Here is a 20,379-nt window from a genome sequence, read left to right on the forward strand (position 1 = left end):
TTGTCTCCCCTCTCCCAGCGCGCGAGAGGGGAGACAACCGGCAGATGCATTGCCCGACGTACTTCAGATGTCCTCTTCGCGCCCAGGGTCTTTACCCTGCCAGCGTGTCCGTTTCGCGTTTCCCCAACACCTCCCTCCGCATTCCGTCACGCTGTGACGCATCCCTCGGGCCGAGTTCCGTGTGAACTGTCATCGGCTTGACTGCCATCAATCCTTGGTCATCGCATTTTCACGATGATGGGCACATCCGGCGTGCACCAGCACGCCACCGCATTCCCCACTCTCGCTGAGCAGAGACATGAAGGCGAAACACAGGATGTTCCCCGCAATGGCGGCACTGCCGCTGTTCCTCTGGATGGCTCATGGCCAGGCCGAGACGGCGCCGCCGCCGAACCCGGTGCCGACCTTGACCGCGGATGAGTTCAACCATGCCAGACAGATCTACTTCGAGCGGTGCGCGGGCTGCCACGGCGTACTTCGCAAGGGCGCCACGGGCAAGCCGCTGACGCCCGACATCACGCGGGCACGCGGTACCGAATACCTGAAGACGTTCATCAAGTACGGCAGCCCGGCCGGCATGCCGAACTGGGGCACGTCGGGCGATCTGTCCGACCCCGAGGTGGACCTGATGGCGCGCTACGTGCAGCTGGAGCCGCCGACCCCGCCGGAGTTCTCGCTGGCCGACATCGAAAAATCGCGCAAGGACATCGTGCCCGTGGCCAAGCGGCCCGCGCGCAAGATGAACCACTACAACCTGGACAACCTGTTCTCGGTGACGCTGCGCGATTCGGGCGAGGTGGCGCTGATCGATGGCGATTCCAAGAAGATCATCAACATCGTCAAGACCGGCTACGCGGTGCATATCTCGCGGATGTCGGCATCGGGCCGCTACCTGTATGTGATTGGACGCGATGCGCGCCTGAACCTGATCGACCTGTGGATGCCGGTGCCCGACAACGTGGCCGAAGTCAAGATCGGTCTGGAGGCCCGTTCGGTGGAAACGTCGAAATACAAGGGCTTCGAGGACAAGTACGCCGTGGCTGGGTCCTACTGGCCGCCGCAGTACGTGATTATGGAAGGCGACACGCTCAAGCCGCTGAAGGTGGTGTCCACGCGTGGCATGACGGTCGACAACGAGTACCACCCCGAGCCGCGCGTGGCATCGATCGTGGCCAGCCACTACCGGCCCGAGTTCGTCATCAATGCCAAGGAAACCGGCAAGGTCCTGATGGTCGATTATTCCGACCTGAAGAACCTGAAGACCACCACGATCGACTCGGCCAAGTTCCTGCATGACGGCGGCTTCGATTCCACGGGCCGCTACTTCCTGGTGGCCGCCAATGCGTCGGACAAGATCGCCGTGGTCGACACTAAGGAAGACCGCCTGGCGGCGCTGGTGGATGTGGGCAAGACCCCGCACCCGGGCCGGGGCGCCAACTTCGTCCATCCGAAGTACGGTCCGGTCTGGGCCACGAGCCACCTGGGCGACGAAACCGTCAGCCTGATCGGCACTGATCCGGTGAAGAACAAGGCCAGCGCCTGGAAGGTGGTGCAGACGCTTAAGGGTCAGGGCGGCGGATCGCTGTTCATCAAGACCCATCCGAAGTCCCACAACCTGTGGGTCGACACGCCGCTGAATCCCGACACCAAGCTGAACCAGTCGGTGGCCGTGTTCAACACCCAGAAGCTGGAAGGTGGCTACGAGATCCTGCCGATCGCGGAATGGGCCAACCTGAAGGGCGAGGGCGCCAAGCGCGTGGTGCAGGCCGAGTACAACAAGGCCGGCGACGAGGTGTGGTTCTCCGTATGGGGCACCAAGGACCAGGAATCGGCGCTGGTGGTGGTCGATGACAAGACGCGCAAGCTCAAGACCGTCATCAAGGACCCGCGCCTGATCACGCCGACCGGCAAGTTCAATACCCATAACACCCAGCACGACGTCTATTGACGTCCGGGCAGCCGGCGCCTGGTGGCGCTGGCTGCTTGTCCAGTTTTCGACCTATCAGGAGAACGTACATGCATCCCGCAAAAGTGATCGGCGCCGCCTTGCTGGCAGCCGCGCTGCCGATGGCCGCCCATGCCAACGCCGAACTGGCCAAGAGCAAGAACTGCATGGCCTGCCACAGCGTCGACAAGAAGCTGGTCGGCCCGGCGTTCAAGGACGTGGCCGCCAAGTACAAGAGCGACAAGGACGCGGCGGCGAAGCTGTCGCAAAGCATTCTGAAAGGCAGCACCGGCAAGTGGGGCCCAATCCCGATGCCGGCCAACGCGGTCAGCGATACCGACGCGAGCGCGCTGGCCAAGTGGGTACTGACCCTTTGACCTTCTGATCCCGACCCGCTGATCCCTTGACCCGCCGACCCATGGCCCGATCCATCGCATGGCACCTGGTGGTGCTCGGCATGTTGGCCACGCCGGCCGCGCTGGTGTATGCGGAACCGTCCGCGGCACGCCAGGCGCAACTGGCGCGCTGGCTGCGCGACGACTGCGGTGCCTGCCACGGCATGACGCTGCAGGGAGGGCTGGGTTCGCCGCTGACGGCCGAGGCACTGGCCGGCAAGCCACGTGACGGCCTGGTAGCCACCGTGCTGCAGGGCCGGCCCGGCACCGCCATGCCGCCGTGGCAACCGTTCATGACGCAGGAAGAAGCCCAATGGCTGATCGACAGACTCCAGGCGGGCAAACCGCCGCCCGTCCTCCCCACATCGTCCGCCGGAGCATTGCACGACTGATCCGGTTCGCGGCTGCAGCGCTGGGGGTGTCATCGCTGGTGACCGCCTGTACCGGCTTGCCCGCCGAACCGGGCGCCGCCGTGCGCGGCACCGGCGACCTGGGCGTGGTCATCGAACGCGCCACCGGCCGGCTGCAGGTAGTGGAAACCACCGGCATGACGAGCCTGGGCACCATCGACGGCCTGGGCGATCTTTCCCACGCCAGCGTGGTGTTCTCGCGCGATGGGCGCTACGCATTTGTCTTTGGCCGCGATGGCGGGCTGTCCCGCGTGGATTTGCTGGCGCAGCGCATCACCCATCGCGTGAAGCAGGCGGGCAACAGCATCGGCGGCGCCATCCTGCAGGGCGGCAAGGTGGTGGCTGCGCAGAACTACGCGCCGGGCGGCATCAAGCTGTTCGACGCCGGGACGCTGGAGCTGCTGTCTGAAATCCCCGCCATCGGCCCCGACGGGCGGCGGTCCAAGGTGGTGGGCCTGGCCGACCTGCCCGGCCAGCGGCTGGCCGCCAGCCTGTTCGAGGCGGGCGAAATCTGGATCATCGATGCGTCGGATCCGCGCCAACCGCAAGTCACGCGTTTGCCTGCCGGCCGTGAGCCGTACGACGGGCTGATGACGCCGGACGGACGTTGGTACCTGGCCGGCCTGTTCGGCGAAGACGGCCTGTCGCTCGTGGACTTGTGGCAGACGCCGCCCGCCACGCGCAAGGTGCTGTCCGGCTACGGGCGGGGCGAGACGCCACTGCCGGTCTACAAAATGCCGCATCTGCGCGGCTGGGCCATGGCGCAGGGGCAGGCGTGGTTGCCGGCTATCGGCCGCCACGAACTGCTGGTGGCAGACCCCGCGCGCAACTGGCAGGAACAGGCGCGCGTGGCCGTGGCCGGGCAGCCGGTGTTTGCGATGGCGCGCCCCGATGGCCGCCAGGTGTGGGTCAACTTTGCCTTTCCGAAGAACGATACCGTGCAGGTGGTGGATACCGCCACGCGGCAGGTGGTGAAGACGCTGACGCCCTGCCACGGCGTGCTGCACATGGAGTTAACGCCGAAGGGCGAAGCCTTGTGGCTGTCTTGCCGCGACGACAACCGCGTGGAGGTCTACGACACCGCGACGTTCCGGCGCATCGCCACACTTACGGCCGATCAGCCCAGCGGCATCTTCTTCACGGTGCGCGCGCAGCGCATCGGCATGTAATTGCCATGTGACAGCCATGTTCGACGAGCAACGCTTCTACGACTGCATCCAGCGCGACTTCCCGATCGTGCCGCGCCCGTTCCAGAGCGCAGGCGCCGCGCTGGACCTGAACGAACACGCCGTGCTGAGCCTGCTGGCGCGCGACGTGGGCGCCGGCCGAGTGAGCCGGATTGGCGCCGTGTTCGCGCCAAACGTGATCGGCGCCAGTACGCTGGCCGCGCTGGCGGTGCAGCCGGAGGCCCTGTCCAGGGTGGCGGCGCGTGTCAATGCCTATGGCGCAGTCAGCCACAACTACGCGCGGCATGGTCACCATTACAACCTCTGGTTCGTGGCCGGCGCGCGCACGCGGGCCGCGCTGGACGTGGTGCTGGGCAGCATCGCCGACGACGTGGACCAGTCGCCGCTGGACCTGCCGATGGAGCGCGAATACCACATCGACCTGGGTTTCTCGATGTCCGGCACGCCGGGCACGCCACGTGGCTGGCGCACGCCATCGCCCAAATCGACACATCTGGATGAGGACGACTGGCGCCTGGTGGCGGCGCTGGAAACGGGGCTGCCGCTGACACCACAACCGTTTCACGCGCTGGCCCGATGCACGGGCATGCCGCTGCACCGGGTGCTGGCGCGTATTGCGCAGTGGCATGCCAGCGGGGTGATCCGCCGCTTTGGCGTGATCCTGCATCACCGGCCCTTTGGCTATCGGCATAACGCCATGTGCGTGTGGAATGTGCCGGATGCCCGTGTGGATGCCATCGGCACGCGACTGGCGCGCGTGGCGCCGGTGTCGCTGTGCTACCGCCGTACGCGCCGGCTGCCTGCCTGGCCGTACAACCTGTTCGCGATGGTGCATGCGCGCAGCGAAGCCGAGTTGCAATCCGCGCTGGAACACTTTGACCAGCAGGCCGGCATGGGAGCGTTGCCGGGCAGGGTCCTGCGCAGCGGCACGTGCTTCAAGCAGTGCGGCACGCGCTATAGCTGGGAGGTGCCGCCGACATGAACGACCACGCCACCGCGGTGGATGCACCCGCCGCACTCGACACACCCGTCGGCCTGGACACCCCGGATGCCCTGGACGCCCTCGACCGACGCATCATCAACACGCTGCAACGCGAGCTGCCGCTGACGCGTCGGCCCTATGCCGATGCCGCCGCCGCACTCGGAATCGATGAGGCCACGCTGATCGCCCGCGTGCGTGCGCTGCTGGCGCGGGGCGTGCTGACGCGCTTCGGCCCGCTGTTCCAGATCGAGCACGCCGGCGGCCAGTTCGTGCTGTGCGCCTGCCATGCACCGGCCGACCGGCTGGACGCCGTTGTCGCGGCCATCAACGCCTTTCCCGAGGTGGCGCATCACTATGCCCGCACGCATCACCTGAACCTGTGGTTCGTGCTGGCCGTATCCGATGCTGCCGACGTGCCCGGCGTGCTGGCTCGCATGGCGGCCAGCGCCGGTGTCGAGATCCTGCCCTTCCCGAAGGAACGCGAGTTCTTCGTCAACCTGTATCTACCGGTGTAGCGACCATGCCCATCGCCCCCAGCATCCCCTGTATCGCCTCGACTCGCGCCAGCGAACTGGACGCCATCGACCGCGCGCTGATCCAGGCTACGCAGGCCGGCCTGCCGCTGGTGCAGGCGCCGTGGCAAGCGCTGGGCGACCTGATCGGTATTCCGGAAGACGAGGTGCTGGCCCGCTTTGCGGCCATGCGCGACCGCGGCGTGCTGCGCCGGGTGGGCGCGGTGCCGAACCATTACGCGCTGGGCTGGCGCGCCAACGGGATGACGGTGTGGGATGTCGATGACGCGCGGATTGTCGAACTGGGCGCGCGCGTGGGCGCGTTGCCCTGCGTGAGCCATTGCTACCAGCGGCCCCGCCGGCTGCCGGACTGGCCCTACAACCTGTTTGCGATGGTGCATGCGCGCACGCGGGAAGAGGCAGCCCCGCACATCGCAGAAATACGAGATTTGCTGGACCAGGCATGTCGGGCGCACGAGGTACTCTGGTCCACGCGCATCCTTAAGAAAACCGGCCTGCGCCTGCGGGCTTCCGGAGATTGATACATGTTCAGAGTTTCCCGCTTCATGGAGGCATTGCGCGACGGCGGCCCCGTACCGGCGCCGCGCCGCGCCGGTGGCCCGGTGGTGATATGGAATCTGGTGAGGCGCTGCAACCTCAATTGCAAACACTGCTATTCCACGTCGGCCGATACCGATTTCAAAGGCGAGCTGTCCACGACCGAAGCCATCGGGGTGCTGGAACAGCTGAAGGCAGCCAGGGTGCCGGCGCTGATCCTGTCCGGCGGCGAGCCGTTGCTGCGGCCAGACCTGTACGAGATCGCCGCACATGCCAAGCGGCTTGGCTTTCACCTGTCGCTATCGTCGAACGGCACGCTGCTGGACACCCGGCACGCGGCTCGTCTGCTGGTGGCCGGCTTCGACTATGTGGGCGTGAGCCTGGACGGCATGGAAGCCACGCACGATCGGTTCCGGCGCTGCCCCGGTGCATTCCGGCAGGCGCTGGACGGCCTGCGCGTGGCCCGGCAATGCGGTCTGCGCGTGGGCGTGCGCATGACGCTGACCGAAGCCAATGCCGACGAGTTGCCCGATGTGGTGGCACTGACCGAAGCCGAAGGCATCGACAAGTTCTATCTATCGCATTTCAACTATGCAGGCCGTGGCAGCAGCCATCGCGGCGACGATGCCCATCACGCCCATACGCGCGTCGCAGTGGATTGGCTGTTCGACCATGTCTGGGCGCGTGCCCAGGAAGGCCGGGCGGGCGATTTCGTCACGGGTAACAACGATGCCGACGGCGTGAGTTTGCTGCACTGGATTGCGCGGCGCCAGCCCGGCCGGCTGGCCGACATGCGCCAGCGCCTGGTCAATTGGGGTGGCAATGCCACAGGCGTGGGTGTGGCCAATATCGACAATCTCGGCAATGTGCATCCGGACACCATGTGGTGGCATGTGTCGATCGGCAATGTACGAGAACGCGCGTTCGGCGATATCTGGGCCGACCGCAGCCATCCGCTGATGCGCGGACTCAAATCGGCGCCCCGGCCGCTGGAAGGGCGCTGCGCCACGTGCGCCCATCGCGAGATCTGCAACGGCAACACGCGCGTGCGCGCCTATGCCGTCAGCGGGAATCCATGGGCCGAGGATCCGGGCTGCTATCTGTCCGATCAGGAAATCGCTGATCCGCTAGGCCGGGAGGTTGTCGCATGAAACCGCTGATTGCAGGGCTGGCGATGGCGGCTTGCGTGTGGTCGACGGCCCACGCCGGCACGGTGGGCGGCGCGGCGTCCGATGAGCTGCCCGGTGCGTTGGCCAATACCCTGTCCGACACAGAGGCGGCATTCCAGCAGCACTGCGCGGTCTGCCACGGCGCCGACCGGCTCGGTGGCATGGGGCCGGCGCTGTTGCCGGAAAGCCTGGAGCGGCTCAAGCCCGATGCCTTGCGCGATGTGCTGCGCCATGGTCGGGCCGCCACGCAGATGCCGGGCTTTGCCGGGCAGTTGCCGGAGGCCACGCTGGACCAGATCGCCACTTGGCTGCGCACGGCGCTGGCGCAGGCGCCGCACTGGGAGGCGGCAGACATCCGCGCGTCGCGCGTGGTCTATCACGCACCGGGCAGCCTGCCGGACAAACCGGTGTTTCGCGCCGATCCATCGAACCTGTTCCTGGTCGTCGAATCGGGCACCCATCACCTGAGCGTGCTCGATGGCGACAAACTGGAGCCCATCTATCGCTTCCAGACGCGCTTTGCGCTGCATGGCGGCCCCAAGTTCAGCCGCGATGGCCGCTATGTGTATGTGGCCAGCCGCGACGGCTGGATCAGCAAGTACGACTTGTGGAACCTGACGCTGGTGGCCGAGATACGCGCAGGGCTGAACACGCGCAATGTGGCGGTCAGCGACGACGGCAAATGGGTGCTGGCCGGCAACACGCTGCCGCAGACCATGGTGCTGCTGCGTGCCGATGACCTGTCGCTGGCGCGGGTGTACCCGGTGACCGGGGCAAACGGCAAGGCGTCGCGCGTTTCGGCGGTTTACGATGCCGCGCCGCGTAGCTCGTTTATCGCCGCGCTGCGCGACATCCCCGAGGTCTGGGAAATTCCGTACGCGACGCTGGAGCCGCGCGTGATCGCGCTGGACGAAGTGCTCGACGACTTCTTCTTCGACCAGCCGTATCGCCATATCCTTGGCGCCTCGCGCGGTGGCGCGGGCCAGGTGATCGACCTCGATGCCGGCCGCAAGGTGGCGGACCTGGCGCTGTCCGGCATGCCGCACCTTGGCAGTGGCATCACTTGGCAGCGCGACGGGCGCGACGTGATGGCGTCGCCAAACCTCAAGCAGGGCGCGCTGAGCGTGATCGACATGCAGACTTGGCAGACCGTGGCCACCATAGCCACGAATGGCCCGGGGTTCTTCCTGCGCAGCCACGAGGCCACGCCCTATGCCTGGACCGACGCCATGATGAGCCCGCGGCGCGACACGCTCCAGATCATCGACAAGCAGACGCTGAAGGTGGTGGGCAGCGTCACGCCGTCGGCGGGCCGGACGGCGGCGCACGTGGAGTTCACGCGTGACGGCCACTATGCGCTGGTCAGCTTGATGGAAGACAAGGGCGCCATCGTGGTCTACGACGCGGCCACGCTGCAGGAAATTAAGCGATTGCCGATGGACAAGCCCGTGGGCAAGTACAACGTGTTCAACAAGACCACGCGTTCTTCGGGCACGAGCCATTGAACTGAGGAAGACATGATGAAACGGTGGAACACGGACGGCCCACGCGGGGCGCAAGACGGGCAGGCGAGGCAGGGCGCGCAGGACCGGAAGACCGGCAAGGTGTGGCTGATAGGTGTCGGCCCGGGGGATCCGGAACTGGTGACGGTCAAGGCCGCGCGGGCGCTGTCGGAGGCGCAGGTCTGGCTGATCGACGATCTGGTGCCCGAGATGATGGCGTGCTACGCGAGCCCGGGCACCGAGATCATCTCCGTCGGCAAGCGCGGCGGGCGTTGCTCGGTCAGCCAGGCCAGCATCCACGCCCAGACGCTGGCGCACGCCTTGGCGGGCCGCTGCGTGGCGCGCGTGAAAGGTGGCGATCCGCTGATGTTCGGCCGGGGCGGCGAGGAGGCTGCGTTCCTGCGCGGGCACGGGCTGGATGTCGAGGTGGTCAATGGCATCAGCAGTGGCCTGGCCGCTGCCCAGGCGCTGGGCATCGCCCTGACGCATCGCGCCCATTGCCATGGCGTGACGTTCGTCACCGCGCACACGCGCGGCGATGGCGAACCGGACTGGCGGGCGCTGGCGGCTAGCGGCACCACGCTGGTCATCTATATGGGCATGCACCGCATCGCGTCGATCCGCGAGGCATTGCTGCAGGCAGGGATGCGGCCCGACATGCCGGCAGGCGTGGTGATGCATGCCAGTTGCGCGGATCAGCGCAACTGGACCGGCACGCTGGGCACGCTGACTGATGCGGTGGGGGCGGGGCTGGCTAGCCCGTCGATCATCCTCGTGGGCGAAGTGGTGGCGACGGCTTTGCATCGCCCTGCGGTTTTCTCCCCTCTCCCGCGAGCGGGAGAGGGGCCGGGGGAGAGAGCAGGTATCTCAAGCTGCGACGTCGCTGTTTGAACGGTTTTATCCCCTTCCCCAACTCATCTCCGGCGAGGCGGGAAGGGGAACCAGTCCCCAGGGTGCCACCGCCTTCGTTGGCACCCGCGCCCCATCACGCAAGAATCTGCCATCCCCATTACAATGGCGGCCTGATCCCCCAACACAGAGGTATTGGTCCCATGCGCCATTGATGCCGCCGTCGACAAGACGGCCAGTCTCCACCCGCCCCCGCAAGCTGGGGGAGTTCCTGGCATCTCTGGAATCCACGCATGACCGATCCCTATCTCAGGCTCGAAGGCCTGTCCTATGTCCTGCCCGACGGCAGGACGCTTTTCTCCGATCTCGACGAAATTTTCGACCGGCGCCCCACCGGCCTGGTCGGCCGCAATGGCGCGGGAAAATCCGTGCTGGCGCAGATTTTGGCGGGGCAGTTATTGCCAACGCGCGGCCGTTGCCTGCGTTTTGGCAGCGTGTGCTATCTGGCCCAGCAGGTGTCGCCCCCTGGAGATGCCACCGTGGCCGGCCTGGCCGGGGTGCAGCACACGCTCGACGCCCTGGCGCGGATCGAGGCGGGCAGTAGCGCGCCCGAGGACTTCGACGCCGTGGGCGCCGGCTGGGATGTCCGCCAGCGGCTGCAACAGGCGCTCGAACGCAGCGGCCTGGGCCATCTCGACCCCGCCACGACGGCTGACACACTGAGCGGCGGCGAGGCCATGCGGGTGGCGCTGGTCGGCGCCATGCTGTCCGATGCGGATTTCCTGATCTTGGACGAGCCCAGCAACCATCTCGACCGGCCCGCACGTTGGGCGCTGATCGAGCAGTTGCAGCAGTGGCCGCGCGGGCTGCTGGTGCTCAGCCATGACCGGGCGCTTCTGGACACCATGCCGCGCATCGTGGAACTGTCGTCGCTGGGGCTGCGCAGCTATGGCGGCAACTACACGTTCTACGCCCAATGCAAGACGGACGAGCAACAGCACGCGATTGGGCAGCTTGAACAGCGCAAGCTCGAACGCAAGCGCGAGCAACGGTCCATGGTGGACCAACGCGAGCGCCAGGCACGGCGCCATGCGCGCGGCAATCGGGAGGGCAAGACGTCGAACCAGGCCAAGATTCTGCTGGGCGGCCAGAAGGCGCGCAGCGAAGTGTCCGCCGGCAAGTTGCGCCAGCAACAGGCCGCCAGCCAGACCGATCTGGACCAGCGCGTGCGCAACGCCGCGCAGCAGGTGGAGGACGCGGCACACATCACACTTCACGGCGTGCCGGTCGCTCAGGTGGGTCAGGTCGCACACCGGCGCGTGGCCGAGCTGGATGCGGTGGCGCTACCGTTCGTGTCGGGTGCCACCCGCAGCGTCAGCCTGATCGTGACCGGCAAGCAGCGCGTGGGCGTAGTCGGGCCGAACGGGTGCGGCAAGTCCACGCTGCTGAAGACGCTGGCCGGCCAGCTTGCCCCACTGGCCGGCGCCTGCAGGCGTTCGGCCGAGACGATCTACCTCGACCAGCAACTGGCCAACGTCGATCCGGCGCAGTCAGTCCTGGCGCAGATGCAGGCGGCCAACGGCACCGCAACCGAGGCTAACCTGCGCATGCTGCTGGCGCACCTTGGGCTCGACGCACAGAAGATCGCCGCCCCCAGCGGCGCGCTGAGCGGCGGCGAACAACTGAAGGCGGCGCTGGCCTGCACGCTCTACGCAGACCCGCCGCCGCAACTGCTGCTGCTCGACGAACCGAGCAACCATCTGGATCTGCCGTCGGCGCAGGCGCTGGAAGCGATGCTGCGCGGCTACAAGGGCGCACTGATCGTCGTGTCGCACGACGATGCCTTCCTGGACGGCCTGGCATTGACCGACCGCCTGCTGGCCACCGACGAAGGCTGGCAGCTCGATGCCTGGTGAGGGCTGCCCCGTGATCTGATCACCACCATCGCCATCTCGAAACCATCGCCACCATCGACATGATCGGCGCCTGTTGATAGACGCAAAAAAGCCGCCGGGCCCTGACAGGCGCCCGGCGGCTTCGTTACCGCGCTACTGCGCTACAGCTTTACTGCCGGGCGAGCCGGCCTTCCGGCACCTCGCGGGCCGGGCCGCGTGACAGCAGCCCCAGCACCACTTGCAGCGTGAAGGTCAGGGCGCCAACCAGGAACACCACGTCGCCGAAGGTGCGTACCCAGCGCAGCGTCTGCAGGATCGGCTGCTGGACGAAAGCTTCGCTGCGGGCGTACCACAGGCCCTGGCTGATGCTGGCCAGCGCCTGGATGATGCCCACCGGCAGCAGGCTGGTGCCGATCATTAGCACCAGGCCGCCGTTCAGGCCCCAGAACGCGATCGACATCATGCGCGGGCTCAGCTTGTAGTCCGGGCGGACGTAACGCAGCACCAGCAGCGTGAAGCCGAGCGCCAGGAAGCCGTAGACACCGAACAGCGCGGCGTGCGCGTGGACGGGCGTCGTATTGAGGCCCTGCACGTAGTACAGCGAGATCGGCGGGTTGATCATGAAGCCGAACACGCCGGCGCCGAGCATGTTCCAGAACGCCACGGCCGTGAAGCACATCACCGGCCAGCGCAGGTTGTTCATCCACGGGGCGCGTTCCTTGAGGCGCCAGTTTTCCCAGGCTTCATGGCCCAGCACGATAAGCGGCATGACTTCCAGCGCCGAGAACGTGGCACCGATGGCCATCACGGGCGTGGTGGTGCCGGCAAAGTACAGGTGGTGGAACGTGCCCGGGATGCCGCCGAGCATGAACAACGATGCCGAGGCCAGGCTGGCCGCAGTGGCCATCGGGCGCGACACCAGGCCCAGCGTGGAGAAGATGAAGGCCAGCGCCGTGGTAGCAAACACCTCGAAGAAGCCTTCCACCCAGAGGTGGACCACCCACCAGCGCCAGTACTCCATCACCGTCAGGCTGGTGCGCTCGCCATAGAACAGGCCCGCGCCGTAGAACAGACCGATGGCCACCACCGACGACGTCAGCAGCGCCAGCAGGTTCTTGTCGCCGCCGCTGCGGGCCTTGAGCGCCGGGGCGATGCCGCGCAGCATCAGCACCAGCCAGATCACGATCCCGGCCAGCTTGCCGATCTGCCACAGACGGCCCAGGTCCACATACTCGTAGCCCTGGTGGCCCAGCCAGAAGTTCAGGTTGGCCGGCATTTTCTGCGCGATGGCCAGGTAGTTGCCGGTGAACGAACCCACTACGACCACCACCAGCGCCCAGAACAGGATGTCGACGCCCAGCCGCTGGTACTTCGGGTCCTTGCCGCCGTTGATCAGCGGCGCCAGGAACAGGCCGGCCGCCAGGAAGCCCGTGGCGATCCAGAACAGGGCGCTCTGGATATGCCAGGTGCGCACCAGCGAATACGGGAACCACTGCGACATGTCGATGCCGTAGAACTTCTGGCCCTCGACCGTGTAGTGCGCGGTAAAGCCGCCAATCAGCACCTGGAAGGCGAACAGCGCCACCACCAGGAACACGTACTTGCCCAGCGCGCGTTGCGACGGCGTCAGCGCAAAGGTCGACAGCGGATCGCGGGCCGGGGCCGCCGGCAGCGGCTCTTCCTTGCCGCGCAGGAACGCCCACGCCCAGATCAGCAGCCCCACGCCGGCCAGCAGCACCACCACGCTGGCCACCGACCAGACCACGTTCTCGGCGGTCGGGCGATTGTCGATCAGCGGCTCATGCGGCCAGTTGTTGGTGTAGGTGGCGGTGTGCCCGGGACGATCCGTGGCGGCCGCCCATGCGGTCCAGAAGAAGAAGTGCGTCAGCTGCACGCGCCGCTCGGGCGAGGGCAGCGTGTTTTCCTTCATCGCGAAGCTCTCCCGACTCTTGTGCAGCTCGGGCGCGTCGGAGAACAGGCGCTGGTAGTAGTCGGCCGTCATCTCGATGGCTTTGGCGCGGCGCGGCGACACGGTCAGTACGTTGCTGGCGTCGGTGTGGTTGCCGCGGTATTCGGCCTTCAGGTGCGCGCGCAGCACGGCCTGGTCGCCGACGTCGAGCGCGGCAAAGTCCTTGCCGAAGCGCTCGCGCGCGGCCAGATCCAGCCAGGCGGTGAGTTCGCGGTGCAGCCAGTCGGCCGTCCAATCAGGCGCCTGGTAGGCGCCATGACCCCAGATCGAGCCAAGCTGCATGCCGCCCACCGACTGCCATGCGGTCTGGCCGTCGAGGATGTCCTCGGAGGTGAACAGCTTTGTGCCGTCGGCGGTGACGACCTGTGCCGGGATGGGTGGCTGCTGCCGGTAGACCTCGGAACCGTAGTAGCCAAGGAGAGCGAACGTGATCGCCAGCACGGCGATCAGCGTGAACCATAGTTTCTTGTAGGGGCCCATGATGGATGCGTATCGGTACGCGTGTATGGGTTGGCAGGATGCGAGATGGCTCGCGGGTCAGGGGTCGCGATCAGTGCGCCGGACTGGCCGGACGCGCGGCGTTCTCGAACAGCACGTTGTTTTCCAGGTGGATGTGTTCCATCAGGTCCTCGCGGAACGTGCGCAGGCCCAGGTACAGCGCCCGCCACGTGTTGCACGCGGCGCGGGGCAGCGTGATGTCGTGGGTCAGGTCCGACAGCCGTTGCAGCGCGGCACCGTGGTCGTCGTGCTCCATGCGCATGACCGTGATCGGCGCGGAGGCCATGGCGCCCATGCCGCGCGACAGCATCGGGAACAGCACCTGCTCTTCCTTCTGCATGTGGCTCAGCAGTTCCTGCAGCATCACGCTCAGGTGATCGGCCAGGCCCACCGGGCATTCGGGCCGCTCGCCATGCACTTCCTCGACCCGGCGCGCCAGGCGGATCAGCTCGGGCAGTTGCTCGCGGTGGCGCTCGTGGAAGCGCGCCAGGATAAAGCCGATCAGTTCCTCGGCCGGCACTTCGCTCCAGTCGTGGCCTTCTGCCGGCGCCTCGGCCTGCAAGGCCTGCAGGCGGGCCTCGATCGCGGCGGCGTCGAGCCCCTTGGCGTGCGCGGCGTCGCGCAATGTGTGCGATCCGCCACAACAGAAGTCGAGGTCGTAATCGTGGAAGATCTTCGTCGCACCCGGGATCCGGCGGGCCAGTTGGCCCAGAGATTGGTCTTGCATGCTCATGATTTGCTCCTTCTCAATAAATGCCGACGTCTCTTGTGCGAATCTCGTGCCCATCAGAAAGATTCAAAGATTCAATGATTTACCCATCGGTAGGGTTTTTTGGACCGCGTGCCGGCGTGGTGAATCGAACCTGAATGGGGTGTTTTTGACCATGATTGGCGAGCTACTACAGGCCGACCTGTGCGCGGATCTGCCGCAGGCGGTACGGATGCAGAGACTGGTGGGCAGTCTGCGTGCGCATTTCCATTGCGGCGCCGTGGCGCTGCTGCGGCTGGAAGAAGATCAACTGCGGCCGGTGGCCGTCGACGGCCTGGTGCGCGACGCGCTGGGGCGCCGTTTCGCGGTGAGCCTGCATCCACGGTTGGCGGCCATCCTGGCGCGCCGTGGCGTGACGTGCTTCCACCACGACAGCGCGCTGCCTGATCCCTACGACGGCCTGATCGACGAACACGTGGGCGAGCCGCTGCCGGTGCACGACTGCATGGGCATCAGCCTGGAAGCCGAAGGCAAGACGTGGGGCGTGCTGACGCTCGATGCGCTGCAGGTGGGCACGTTCACCGACGCCGCGCAGGTGGCGCTGCAACGGCTGACGCCGGTGATCGAGGCCGCCATCCGCATCACTCGGTTGGAGGCGGAGATCAGGGCGCTACGGCAGGGGCGTATCGACGAACCGGCCGGCGACGTGGTGCGCGAAGACGGCGAGATCATCGGCCAGAGCCAGGCCATCAGCCATCTGCTGCACGAACTGCGCGTGGTGGCCGATTCGGAGCTGCCGGTGCTGCTGCTGGGTGAAACCGGCGTGGGCAAGGAACTGTTCGCGCACCGCCTGCACCGGCTGTCGCGGCGACGCAACCGGCCGCTCATCCACGTGAACTGCGCGGCGTTGCCGGAGTCGCTGGCCGAGAGCGAACTGTTCGGCCATGCGCGCGGCGCGTTTTCGGGAGCCACGGGCGAGCGGCCGGGCCGATTCGAGGCCGCCGATGGCGGCACGCTGTTTCTGGACGAAGTGGGCGAACTGCCGCTGTCGATCCAGGCCAAGCTGCTGCGCTCGCTGCAGAACGGCGAGATCCAGCGGCTGGGTTCCGACCGGCCGCGCCGCGTGGACGTGCGCGTGATCGCCGCCACCAACCGCCATCTGCGCGAACATGTGCGTGATGGCTCGTTCCGCGCCGATCTCTATCACCGCCTGTCGGTGTACCCGATTCCGATTCCGCCGCTGCGCGAACGCGACAACGACGTGCTGCTGCTGGCCGGCCATTTCCTGGAACTGAACCGCGCGCGGCTGGGGCTGCGCAGCCTGCGCCTGTCCGCTGCCGCGCAGGACGCCCTGCGGCGCTATCCGTGGCCGGGCAATGTACGTGAGCTGGAGCACGTGATCAGTCGGGCGGCGCTGAAGCTGGTCAGCCGGGGCGCCAATCGCGTGGACATCCTGACGCTGGACGCCGACCTGTTCCGCGACCTGTTCGAGACGGATGGGGTGGGCGGGCTGACGCCGGTTGCCGTGGCGCCCGTTGAGGCGGCGCCGCCGGTGGTGGTACCGGCCGAGTCGCTGCGCGAAGCGGTGGATTCGTGCCAGCGGCGCTGCATCGAGCAGGCCTTGCTGGCGCAGGACGGCAATTGGTCGCAGGCCGCGCGCCAGCTTGGCGTGGATGCCAGCAACCTGCACAAGCTGGCGCGCCGGCTGGGTTTCAAGCGCGATGATCCGCGGCGCGACCCGCGCGCCGGGATGCGAAGCCATGCAAGCCGCTAGCGCGGACGGTTGTCGACGATACGGCGCGCCTTGCCCACCGATCGCTCGACGCCGCCTTCCGGCAGGATCTCGATGCCCGCCGTGACACCGATATAGGCCTTGATGTCGTGCGTGAGCTGTTCGCGCGCCTGGGCCGCCACCGATGGCTCGGCGCCATGGGCGCATTCCACGCGCACGGTCAGGGTGTCGAGCGGCCCCTCCTTGCCCAGCACGCACTGGTAGTGCGGCGCCAGTTCGGTGTGCTTGAGGATCAGTTCCTCGATCTGCGACGGAAAGACGTTCACGCCGCGCACGATCATCATGTCGTCGGTGCGGCCCGTGATTTTCTCCATGCGGCGGAAGGCCGCCCGCGCCGTGCCCGGCAGCAGACGCGTGAGGTCACGCGTGCGATAGCGGATCACCGGCATCGCTTCCTTGCTGAGCGACGTGAAGACGAGTTCGCCGAATTCGCCGTCCGGCAGCACGTCGCCGGTATCGGGATCGATGATCTCCGGATAGAAGTGGTCTTCCCAGATGGTGGGGCCGTCCTTGGTCTCGGCGCATTCGTTGGCCACACCCGGGCCCATCACTTCGGACAGGCCATAGATGTCGACGGCCGAGATGCCCATGCGGTGTTCGATCGCCAGCCGCATCTCGGGCGTCCACGGTTCGGCGCCGAAGATGCCGATGCGCAGCGATGTCGACACCGGGTCGATGCCCTGGCGCTCCAGTTCGTCGGCAATCGCCAGCATGTAGCTGGGCGTCACCATGATGACCTCGGGCTTGAAGTCCTGGATCAGCTGCACCTGGCGCTCGGTCTGGCCGCCACCGAACGGAATGGCCGTGAGGCCGGCCTTCTCCACGCCGTAGTGCGCGCCCAGCCCGCCCGTGAACAGCCCGTAGCCGTAGCTGATGTGTACCTTGTCGCCGCGCCGCGCGCCCGACGCGCGGATCGAGCGCGCCATCACCGTGGCCCAGGTGTCGATGTCCTGCAGCGTGTAGCCGACGACGGTGGGCTTGCCGGTGGTGCCCGACGATGCGTGGACCCGCGCCACGCGGTCCTGCGGCACCGCGAACATCCCGAACGGATAGTTGTCGCGCAGATCCTTCTTGGTGGTGAACGGAAAGCGCGCCAGATCGGCCAGCGACTGCACCTGGTCGGGATGCACCCCCGCCTCGTCGAACTTGCGCCGGTACACGGGTGAGTTCTCGTAGGCGTGGCGCAGCGACCATTTCAGGCGCTCAAGCTGCAGGGCTTGAAGTTGCTGCCGGCTGGCAGTCTCGATCGGCTCCAGGGGCAGATCGGTGAGGCGCGTACTCATGATGTCTCCACGTTTCCGGGATGGATGCGCTACGTTGGCGCAGGGTACCGCGTTTGTCTCGTATCAGGCCTCGGCCGGCGGGATGACGTGCCCTTTGATCTGGGCCGACTTGCCGCGGAACATGGCCACCGGTTCGCCGGCGCGGTTGGTCACCTTGATGTCGTACACGCCATGCCGGCCGGACAGGATCTGTTCCACGGCCTCGGCGGTCAGCACGTCGCCGCCTTGGACGGGGCGCAGGAATTCGATGCTGCAGCCCGACGCCACGGTGTTGATGTTATGGCTGTTGCAGGCGAATGCGAAGGCGGAATCGGCCAGCGTGAACATCAGGCCGCCGTGGCAGATGGCATGGCCGTTCAGGAACTCGGGCCGCACCGGCATCGACAGGCGGGCGTAGCCGGGTCGGACTTCCTCGATGACCATGCCCAGCCAGCGGCTGCAGGCGTCGGACTCGTACATGGCATGCGCGGTGGCCTCGGCCAGGGCCTGGGGATCTTGATTCAAGCGGGTCTCCTTGTCGCGGGGACGGGATCAGGCGCCCTTGAAGTGCGGGGCGCGCTTTTCAAGAAAGGCATTCACGCCTTCGTTGTAGTCGTGCGATTGGCCAAGCTGGCGCTGCAGGTCGCGTTCGAGGTCCAGTTGGGCGTCGAAGGTGTTCGTGGCGCTGGCGTGCATGGACTGCTTGATGGCGGCCAGGGCGCGCGTGGGCTGCGCGGCCAGGTGGGTGGCCAGCGCCATGGCCTGTTCCATGAGCAGGGGATCGTCCATCGTCTCCCAGATCAGGCCCCATTTTTCGGCTTCCTCGGCGCTGAGCTTGTCGCCGGTCATCGCCAGCCCCAGCGCGCGGGCCATGCCCAGGCGCTTGGGCAATAGCCAGGTGCCGCCGGAATCTGGCACCAGCCCGATCTTGACGAAGGCCTGGATAAAGCTGGCCGACCGGGCCGCCAGCACCATGTCGCAAGCCAGCGCCAGGTTGGCGCCGGCGCCGGCGGCCGTGCCGTTGACGGCGGCGATCACGGGCAGTGGCATCGCCTGCAGGCGGCGGACCAGCGGATTGAACCAGGTATCGATCAGTTCGCCGAGATCGGTGGCGTGGCCGGGCGTGAAATCGAGGTCGGCCAGATCCTGGCCAGCGCAAAAGCCCCGACCGGCGCCCGTCAGCAGCAGCGCGCGGGCACCACCGGCTTCTGCATGATCCAGCGCCTGGACCAGCGCACGATGCATGTCGCGTGTGAAGCTGTTGAGTTTGTCGGGCCGATTGAGCGTGACGACGGCCACGTCGCCCTGCCAGCGCAGCAGGATGGGGCCGGATTCGAGACTCGCACGCGCGGGGGCGTGCGCCGGGCTAACCGGGGTTGGGGGCATGGTGGTCTCCTGCGCCATTTGATCTTCGGGTCGGTGTGCGGATCTGCTGCCGCGAGGGTCGCACGGTCATTGTAGAGAGCCGCGTGCGTCTTTTAAATTAACCGACCAGTCGGTCGGCAAATAGTAGTAGGGATGCCGGCACGGCGCAAGAGGTGGCGGCCCGCCTTGACCAGCGTCACGGTGGCGGGCGAGTATCGATCCGCTTCGATTCCGCCTTGATCCCGCTTCGACGCCATTTGAGTCCGGTTCATGGCGGGACAGACTACCGAATCCTCTCATCGCAAGGAGAAGACATGCCGTACGAGAACATCCTGGTGGAAACGCGTGGCCGCGTCGGACTGGTCACGCTCAATCGCCCCAAGGCGCTGAACGCGCTTAACGACGCGCTGATGGACGAACTGGGCGCCGCGCTGACCGCCTTCGACGTGGACGAGGCCATCGGCTGCATCGTCATCATGGGAAGCGAGCGCGCCTTCGCCGCTGGCGCCGACATCGGCATGATGGCGAAGTACTCCTATATGGATGTCTACAAGGGCGACTACATCACGCGCAACTGGGAAACCATCCGCCGCATCCGCAAGCCGGTGATTGCCGCGGTGGGCGGCTACGCGCTGGGCGGCGGCTGCGAACTGGCGATGATGTGCGACATCGTGATCGCCGCCGACAGCGCGAAGTTCGGCCAACCCGAGGTCAAGCTGGGCACCATGCCGGGCGCGGGCGGGACGCAGCGCCTGCCACGCGCGGTATCGAAGGCCAAGGCCATGGACCTGTGCCTGACCGCGCGCATGATGGATGCGGCCGAGGCGGAACGGGCCGGGCTGGTGTCGCGCGTGGTGGCGGCCGACAAGCTGATCGACGAGGCGGTGGCGGCGGCCGAGACCATCGCCGGTTATTCGCTCCCGGTGGTCATGATGATCAAGGAATCGATCAACGCCGCCTATGAGACAACGCTGAACGAAGGCGTACGGTTCGAGCGACGTTTGTTCCACTCGACGTTCGCTACCGAAGATCAGAAGGAAGGAATGGCTGCATTTGTGGAGAAACGGGCACCAGATTTCAAGCATCGGTAAAACTTGAGGCGGGGAATACCCGAGGCAAGTTGAGGGGTATTGATCCGCCCGGCAAATATTTATCGGGCCGATTTTCCTTTGTCATCAAGGGTTTGAGGTGATTATCCCAGGCTTCTCTCCACAGATCCGTGACATCCGTGTTGCAAAGGTCGCGAATCAGGCCTAATATTCGCCCCCTCGCAACACGAACCGCGCTGCAAACGCAGCAGCGACAAGGGTTGCGGGGTCAGCAGGGGGTTGGGGTTGCGAGGTTTGCAGCGCTGACCGGCAGAAAAAAGTTCTGCAAAAA

Annotated in this window: 18 protein-coding genes; 13 read left to right on the forward strand and 5 right to left on the reverse strand. The window is 66.5% G+C overall.

Going from position 1 to position 20,379, the window contains the following annotated elements:
• Positions 1 to 298 precede the first annotated feature (298 nt).
• The 11 genes from CYJ10_RS05825 to CYJ10_RS05875 all read left to right on the forward strand — a co-directional run bounded on the left by CYJ10_RS05825 (position 299) and on the right by CYJ10_RS05875 (position 11,425).
• Positions 299 to 1,948 carry a nitrite reductase gene (locus CYJ10_RS05825; protein ID WP_101680576.1) on the forward strand — a complete coding sequence of 550 codons (1,650 nt, stop codon included), beginning with the start codon at positions 299 to 301 and terminating at the stop codon, positions 1,946 to 1,948.
• A 68-nt stretch (positions 1,949 to 2,016) separates the two neighbouring features.
• Positions 2,017 to 2,322 carry a c-type cytochrome gene (locus tag CYJ10_RS05830; RefSeq protein ID WP_101680577.1) on the forward strand — a complete coding sequence of 102 codons (306 nt, stop codon included), beginning with the start codon at positions 2,017 to 2,019 and terminating at the stop codon, positions 2,320 to 2,322.
• A gap of 41 nt (positions 2,323 to 2,363) precedes the next feature.
• A complete protein-coding gene (locus CYJ10_RS05835) occupies positions 2,364 to 2,732 on the forward strand; it encodes a c-type cytochrome (protein ID WP_101680578.1) in 369 nt (122 codons plus the stop codon).
• On the forward strand, positions 2,654 to 3,919 hold the full coding sequence (locus CYJ10_RS05840; protein ID WP_101680579.1) for a cytochrome D1 domain-containing protein: 1,266 nt from the start codon (positions 2,654 to 2,656) through the stop codon (positions 3,917 to 3,919). The genes CYJ10_RS05835 and CYJ10_RS05840 overlap by 79 nt, the downstream gene beginning before the upstream one ends.
• Before the next feature lie 16 nt (positions 3,920 to 3,935).
• Complete coding sequence (gene ahbB / locus CYJ10_RS05845; RefSeq protein WP_101680580.1) at positions 3,936 to 4,919, forward strand: siroheme decarboxylase subunit beta; 984 nt, start codon at positions 3,936 to 3,938, stop codon at positions 4,917 to 4,919.
• Positions 4,916 to 5,434, forward strand: coding sequence for an Lrp/AsnC family transcriptional regulator (locus CYJ10_RS05850; protein ID WP_101680581.1), 519 nt, complete (start codon positions 4,916 to 4,918; stop codon positions 5,432 to 5,434). Before ahbB (CYJ10_RS05845) ends, CYJ10_RS05850 begins: the two co-directional genes overlap by 4 nt.
• Before the next feature lie 5 nt (positions 5,435 to 5,439).
• Complete coding sequence (ahbB, locus tag CYJ10_RS05855) at positions 5,440 to 5,973, forward strand: siroheme decarboxylase subunit beta (protein ID WP_101680582.1); 534 nt, start codon at positions 5,440 to 5,442, stop codon at positions 5,971 to 5,973.
• A gap of 3 nt (positions 5,974 to 5,976) precedes the next feature.
• Positions 5,977 to 7,140 carry a heme d1 biosynthesis radical SAM protein NirJ gene (nirJ, locus tag CYJ10_RS05860; protein WP_101680583.1) on the forward strand — a complete coding sequence of 388 codons (1,164 nt, stop codon included), beginning with the start codon at positions 5,977 to 5,979 and terminating at the stop codon, positions 7,138 to 7,140.
• Positions 7,137 to 8,663, forward strand: a complete 1,527-nt coding sequence (locus CYJ10_RS05865; RefSeq protein ID WP_101680584.1) for a cytochrome D1 domain-containing protein — start codon at positions 7,137 to 7,139, stop codon at positions 8,661 to 8,663. Before nirJ ends, CYJ10_RS05865 begins: the two co-directional genes overlap by 4 nt.
• Before the next feature lie 12 nt (positions 8,664 to 8,675).
• Complete coding sequence (gene cobA / locus CYJ10_RS05870; RefSeq protein ID WP_257993100.1) at positions 8,676 to 9,551, forward strand: uroporphyrinogen-III C-methyltransferase; 876 nt, start codon at positions 8,676 to 8,678, stop codon at positions 9,549 to 9,551.
• Between the two features lie 251 nt (positions 9,552 to 9,802).
• Complete coding sequence (locus CYJ10_RS05875) at positions 9,803 to 11,425, forward strand: ABC-F family ATP-binding cassette domain-containing protein (protein ID WP_101680586.1); 1,623 nt, start codon at positions 9,803 to 9,805, stop codon at positions 11,423 to 11,425.
• A 148-nt stretch (positions 11,426 to 11,573) separates the two neighbouring features.
• Here CYJ10_RS05875 and CYJ10_RS05880 read toward each other — a convergent pair whose 3' ends face one another.
• Positions 11,574 to 13,853: a nitric-oxide reductase large subunit gene (locus tag CYJ10_RS05880; protein WP_101680587.1), complete on the reverse strand. Its 2,280-nt coding sequence runs from the start codon at positions 13,851 to 13,853 to the stop codon at positions 11,574 to 11,576.
• A 70-nt stretch (positions 13,854 to 13,923) separates the two neighbouring features.
• On the reverse strand, positions 13,924 to 14,604 hold the full coding sequence (gene ytfE, locus CYJ10_RS05885) for an iron-sulfur cluster repair protein YtfE (RefSeq protein WP_101680588.1): 681 nt from the start codon (positions 14,602 to 14,604) through the stop codon (positions 13,924 to 13,926).
• Positions 14,605 to 14,755: 151 nt separating this feature from the next.
• Here ytfE and norR point away from each other — a divergent pair, with 151 nt between their 5' ends.
• On the forward strand, positions 14,756 to 16,354 hold the full coding sequence (gene norR, locus CYJ10_RS05890; protein WP_101680589.1) for a nitric oxide reductase transcriptional regulator NorR: 1,599 nt from the start codon (positions 14,756 to 14,758) through the stop codon (positions 16,352 to 16,354).
• Here the strand turns inward: norR and paaK are convergent.
• From paaK to paaG, 3 genes are all read right to left on the reverse strand, one after another.
• Positions 16,351 to 17,655, reverse strand: a complete 1,305-nt coding sequence (paaK, locus tag CYJ10_RS05895) for a phenylacetate--CoA ligase PaaK (RefSeq protein WP_101680590.1) — start codon at positions 17,653 to 17,655, stop codon at positions 16,351 to 16,353. The genes norR and paaK overlap by 4 nt on opposite strands.
• 63 nt (positions 17,656 to 17,718) lie before the next feature.
• A complete protein-coding gene (gene paaI / locus CYJ10_RS05900) occupies positions 17,719 to 18,159 on the reverse strand; it encodes a hydroxyphenylacetyl-CoA thioesterase PaaI (protein WP_101680591.1) in 441 nt (146 codons plus the stop codon).
• A gap of 27 nt (positions 18,160 to 18,186) precedes the next feature.
• Positions 18,187 to 19,020, reverse strand: a complete 834-nt coding sequence (paaG, locus tag CYJ10_RS05905) for a 2-(1,2-epoxy-1,2-dihydrophenyl)acetyl-CoA isomerase PaaG (RefSeq protein WP_257993101.1) — start codon at positions 19,018 to 19,020, stop codon at positions 18,187 to 18,189.
• 293 nt (positions 19,021 to 19,313) lie between these two features.
• Here paaG and CYJ10_RS05910 point away from each other — a divergent pair, with 293 nt between their 5' ends.
• A complete protein-coding gene (locus CYJ10_RS05910) occupies positions 19,314 to 20,090 on the forward strand; it encodes an enoyl-CoA hydratase (RefSeq protein WP_101680593.1) in 777 nt (258 codons plus the stop codon).
• The last annotated feature ends 289 nt before the right edge of the window (positions 20,091 to 20,379 follow it).

Source organism: Cupriavidus pauculus, assembly GCF_002858765.1.
In the GTDB taxonomy this organism is placed as follows: domain Bacteria; phylum Pseudomonadota; class Gammaproteobacteria; order Burkholderiales; family Burkholderiaceae; genus Cupriavidus; species Cupriavidus pauculus_B.

Bases quoted from the DNA above. Each gene is read 5' to 3' on its own strand.
- ahbB (WP_101680580.1), top strand. From the start codon at position 3,936: ATGTTCGACGAGCAACGCTTCTACGACTGCATCCAGCGCGACTTCCCG.
- CYJ10_RS05865 (WP_101680584.1), top strand. From the start codon at position 7,137: ATGAAACCGCTGATTGCAGGGCTGGCGATGGCGGCTTGCGTGTGGTCG.
- nirJ (WP_101680583.1), top strand. From the start codon at position 5,977: ATGTTCAGAGTTTCCCGCTTCATGGAGGCATTGCGCGACGGCGGCCCC.
- CYJ10_RS05840 (WP_101680579.1), top strand. From the start codon at position 2,654: ATGGCTGATCGACAGACTCCAGGCGGGCAAACCGCCGCCCGTCCTCCC.
- cobA (WP_257993100.1), top strand. From the start codon at position 8,676: ATGATGAAACGGTGGAACACGGACGGCCCACGCGGGGCGCAAGACGGG.
- paaK (WP_101680590.1), bottom strand. From the start codon at position 17,655: ATGAGTACGCGCCTCACCGATCTGCCCCTGGAGCCGATCGAGACTGCC.
- norR (WP_101680589.1), top strand. From the start codon at position 14,756: ATGATTGGCGAGCTACTACAGGCCGACCTGTGCGCGGATCTGCCGCAG.
- ytfE (WP_101680588.1), bottom strand. From the start codon at position 14,604: ATGAGCATGCAAGACCAATCTCTGGGCCAACTGGCCCGCCGGATCCCG.
- CYJ10_RS05910 (WP_101680593.1), top strand. From the start codon at position 19,314: ATGCCGTACGAGAACATCCTGGTGGAAACGCGTGGCCGCGTCGGACTG.
- CYJ10_RS05850 (WP_101680581.1), top strand. From the start codon at position 4,916: ATGAACGACCACGCCACCGCGGTGGATGCACCCGCCGCACTCGACACA.
- CYJ10_RS05875 (WP_101680586.1), top strand. From the start codon at position 9,803: ATGACCGATCCCTATCTCAGGCTCGAAGGCCTGTCCTATGTCCTGCCC.
- CYJ10_RS05825 (WP_101680576.1), top strand. From the start codon at position 299: ATGAAGGCGAAACACAGGATGTTCCCCGCAATGGCGGCACTGCCGCTG.
- paaG (WP_257993101.1), bottom strand. From the start codon at position 19,020: ATGCCCCCAACCCCGGTTAGCCCGGCGCACGCCCCCGCGCGTGCGAGT.
- CYJ10_RS05835 (WP_101680578.1), top strand. From the start codon at position 2,364: ATGGCCCGATCCATCGCATGGCACCTGGTGGTGCTCGGCATGTTGGCC.
- CYJ10_RS05830 (WP_101680577.1), top strand. From the start codon at position 2,017: ATGCATCCCGCAAAAGTGATCGGCGCCGCCTTGCTGGCAGCCGCGCTG.
- CYJ10_RS05880 (WP_101680587.1), bottom strand. From the start codon at position 13,853: ATGGGCCCCTACAAGAAACTATGGTTCACGCTGATCGCCGTGCTGGCG.
- ahbB (WP_101680582.1), top strand. From the start codon at position 5,440: ATGCCCATCGCCCCCAGCATCCCCTGTATCGCCTCGACTCGCGCCAGC.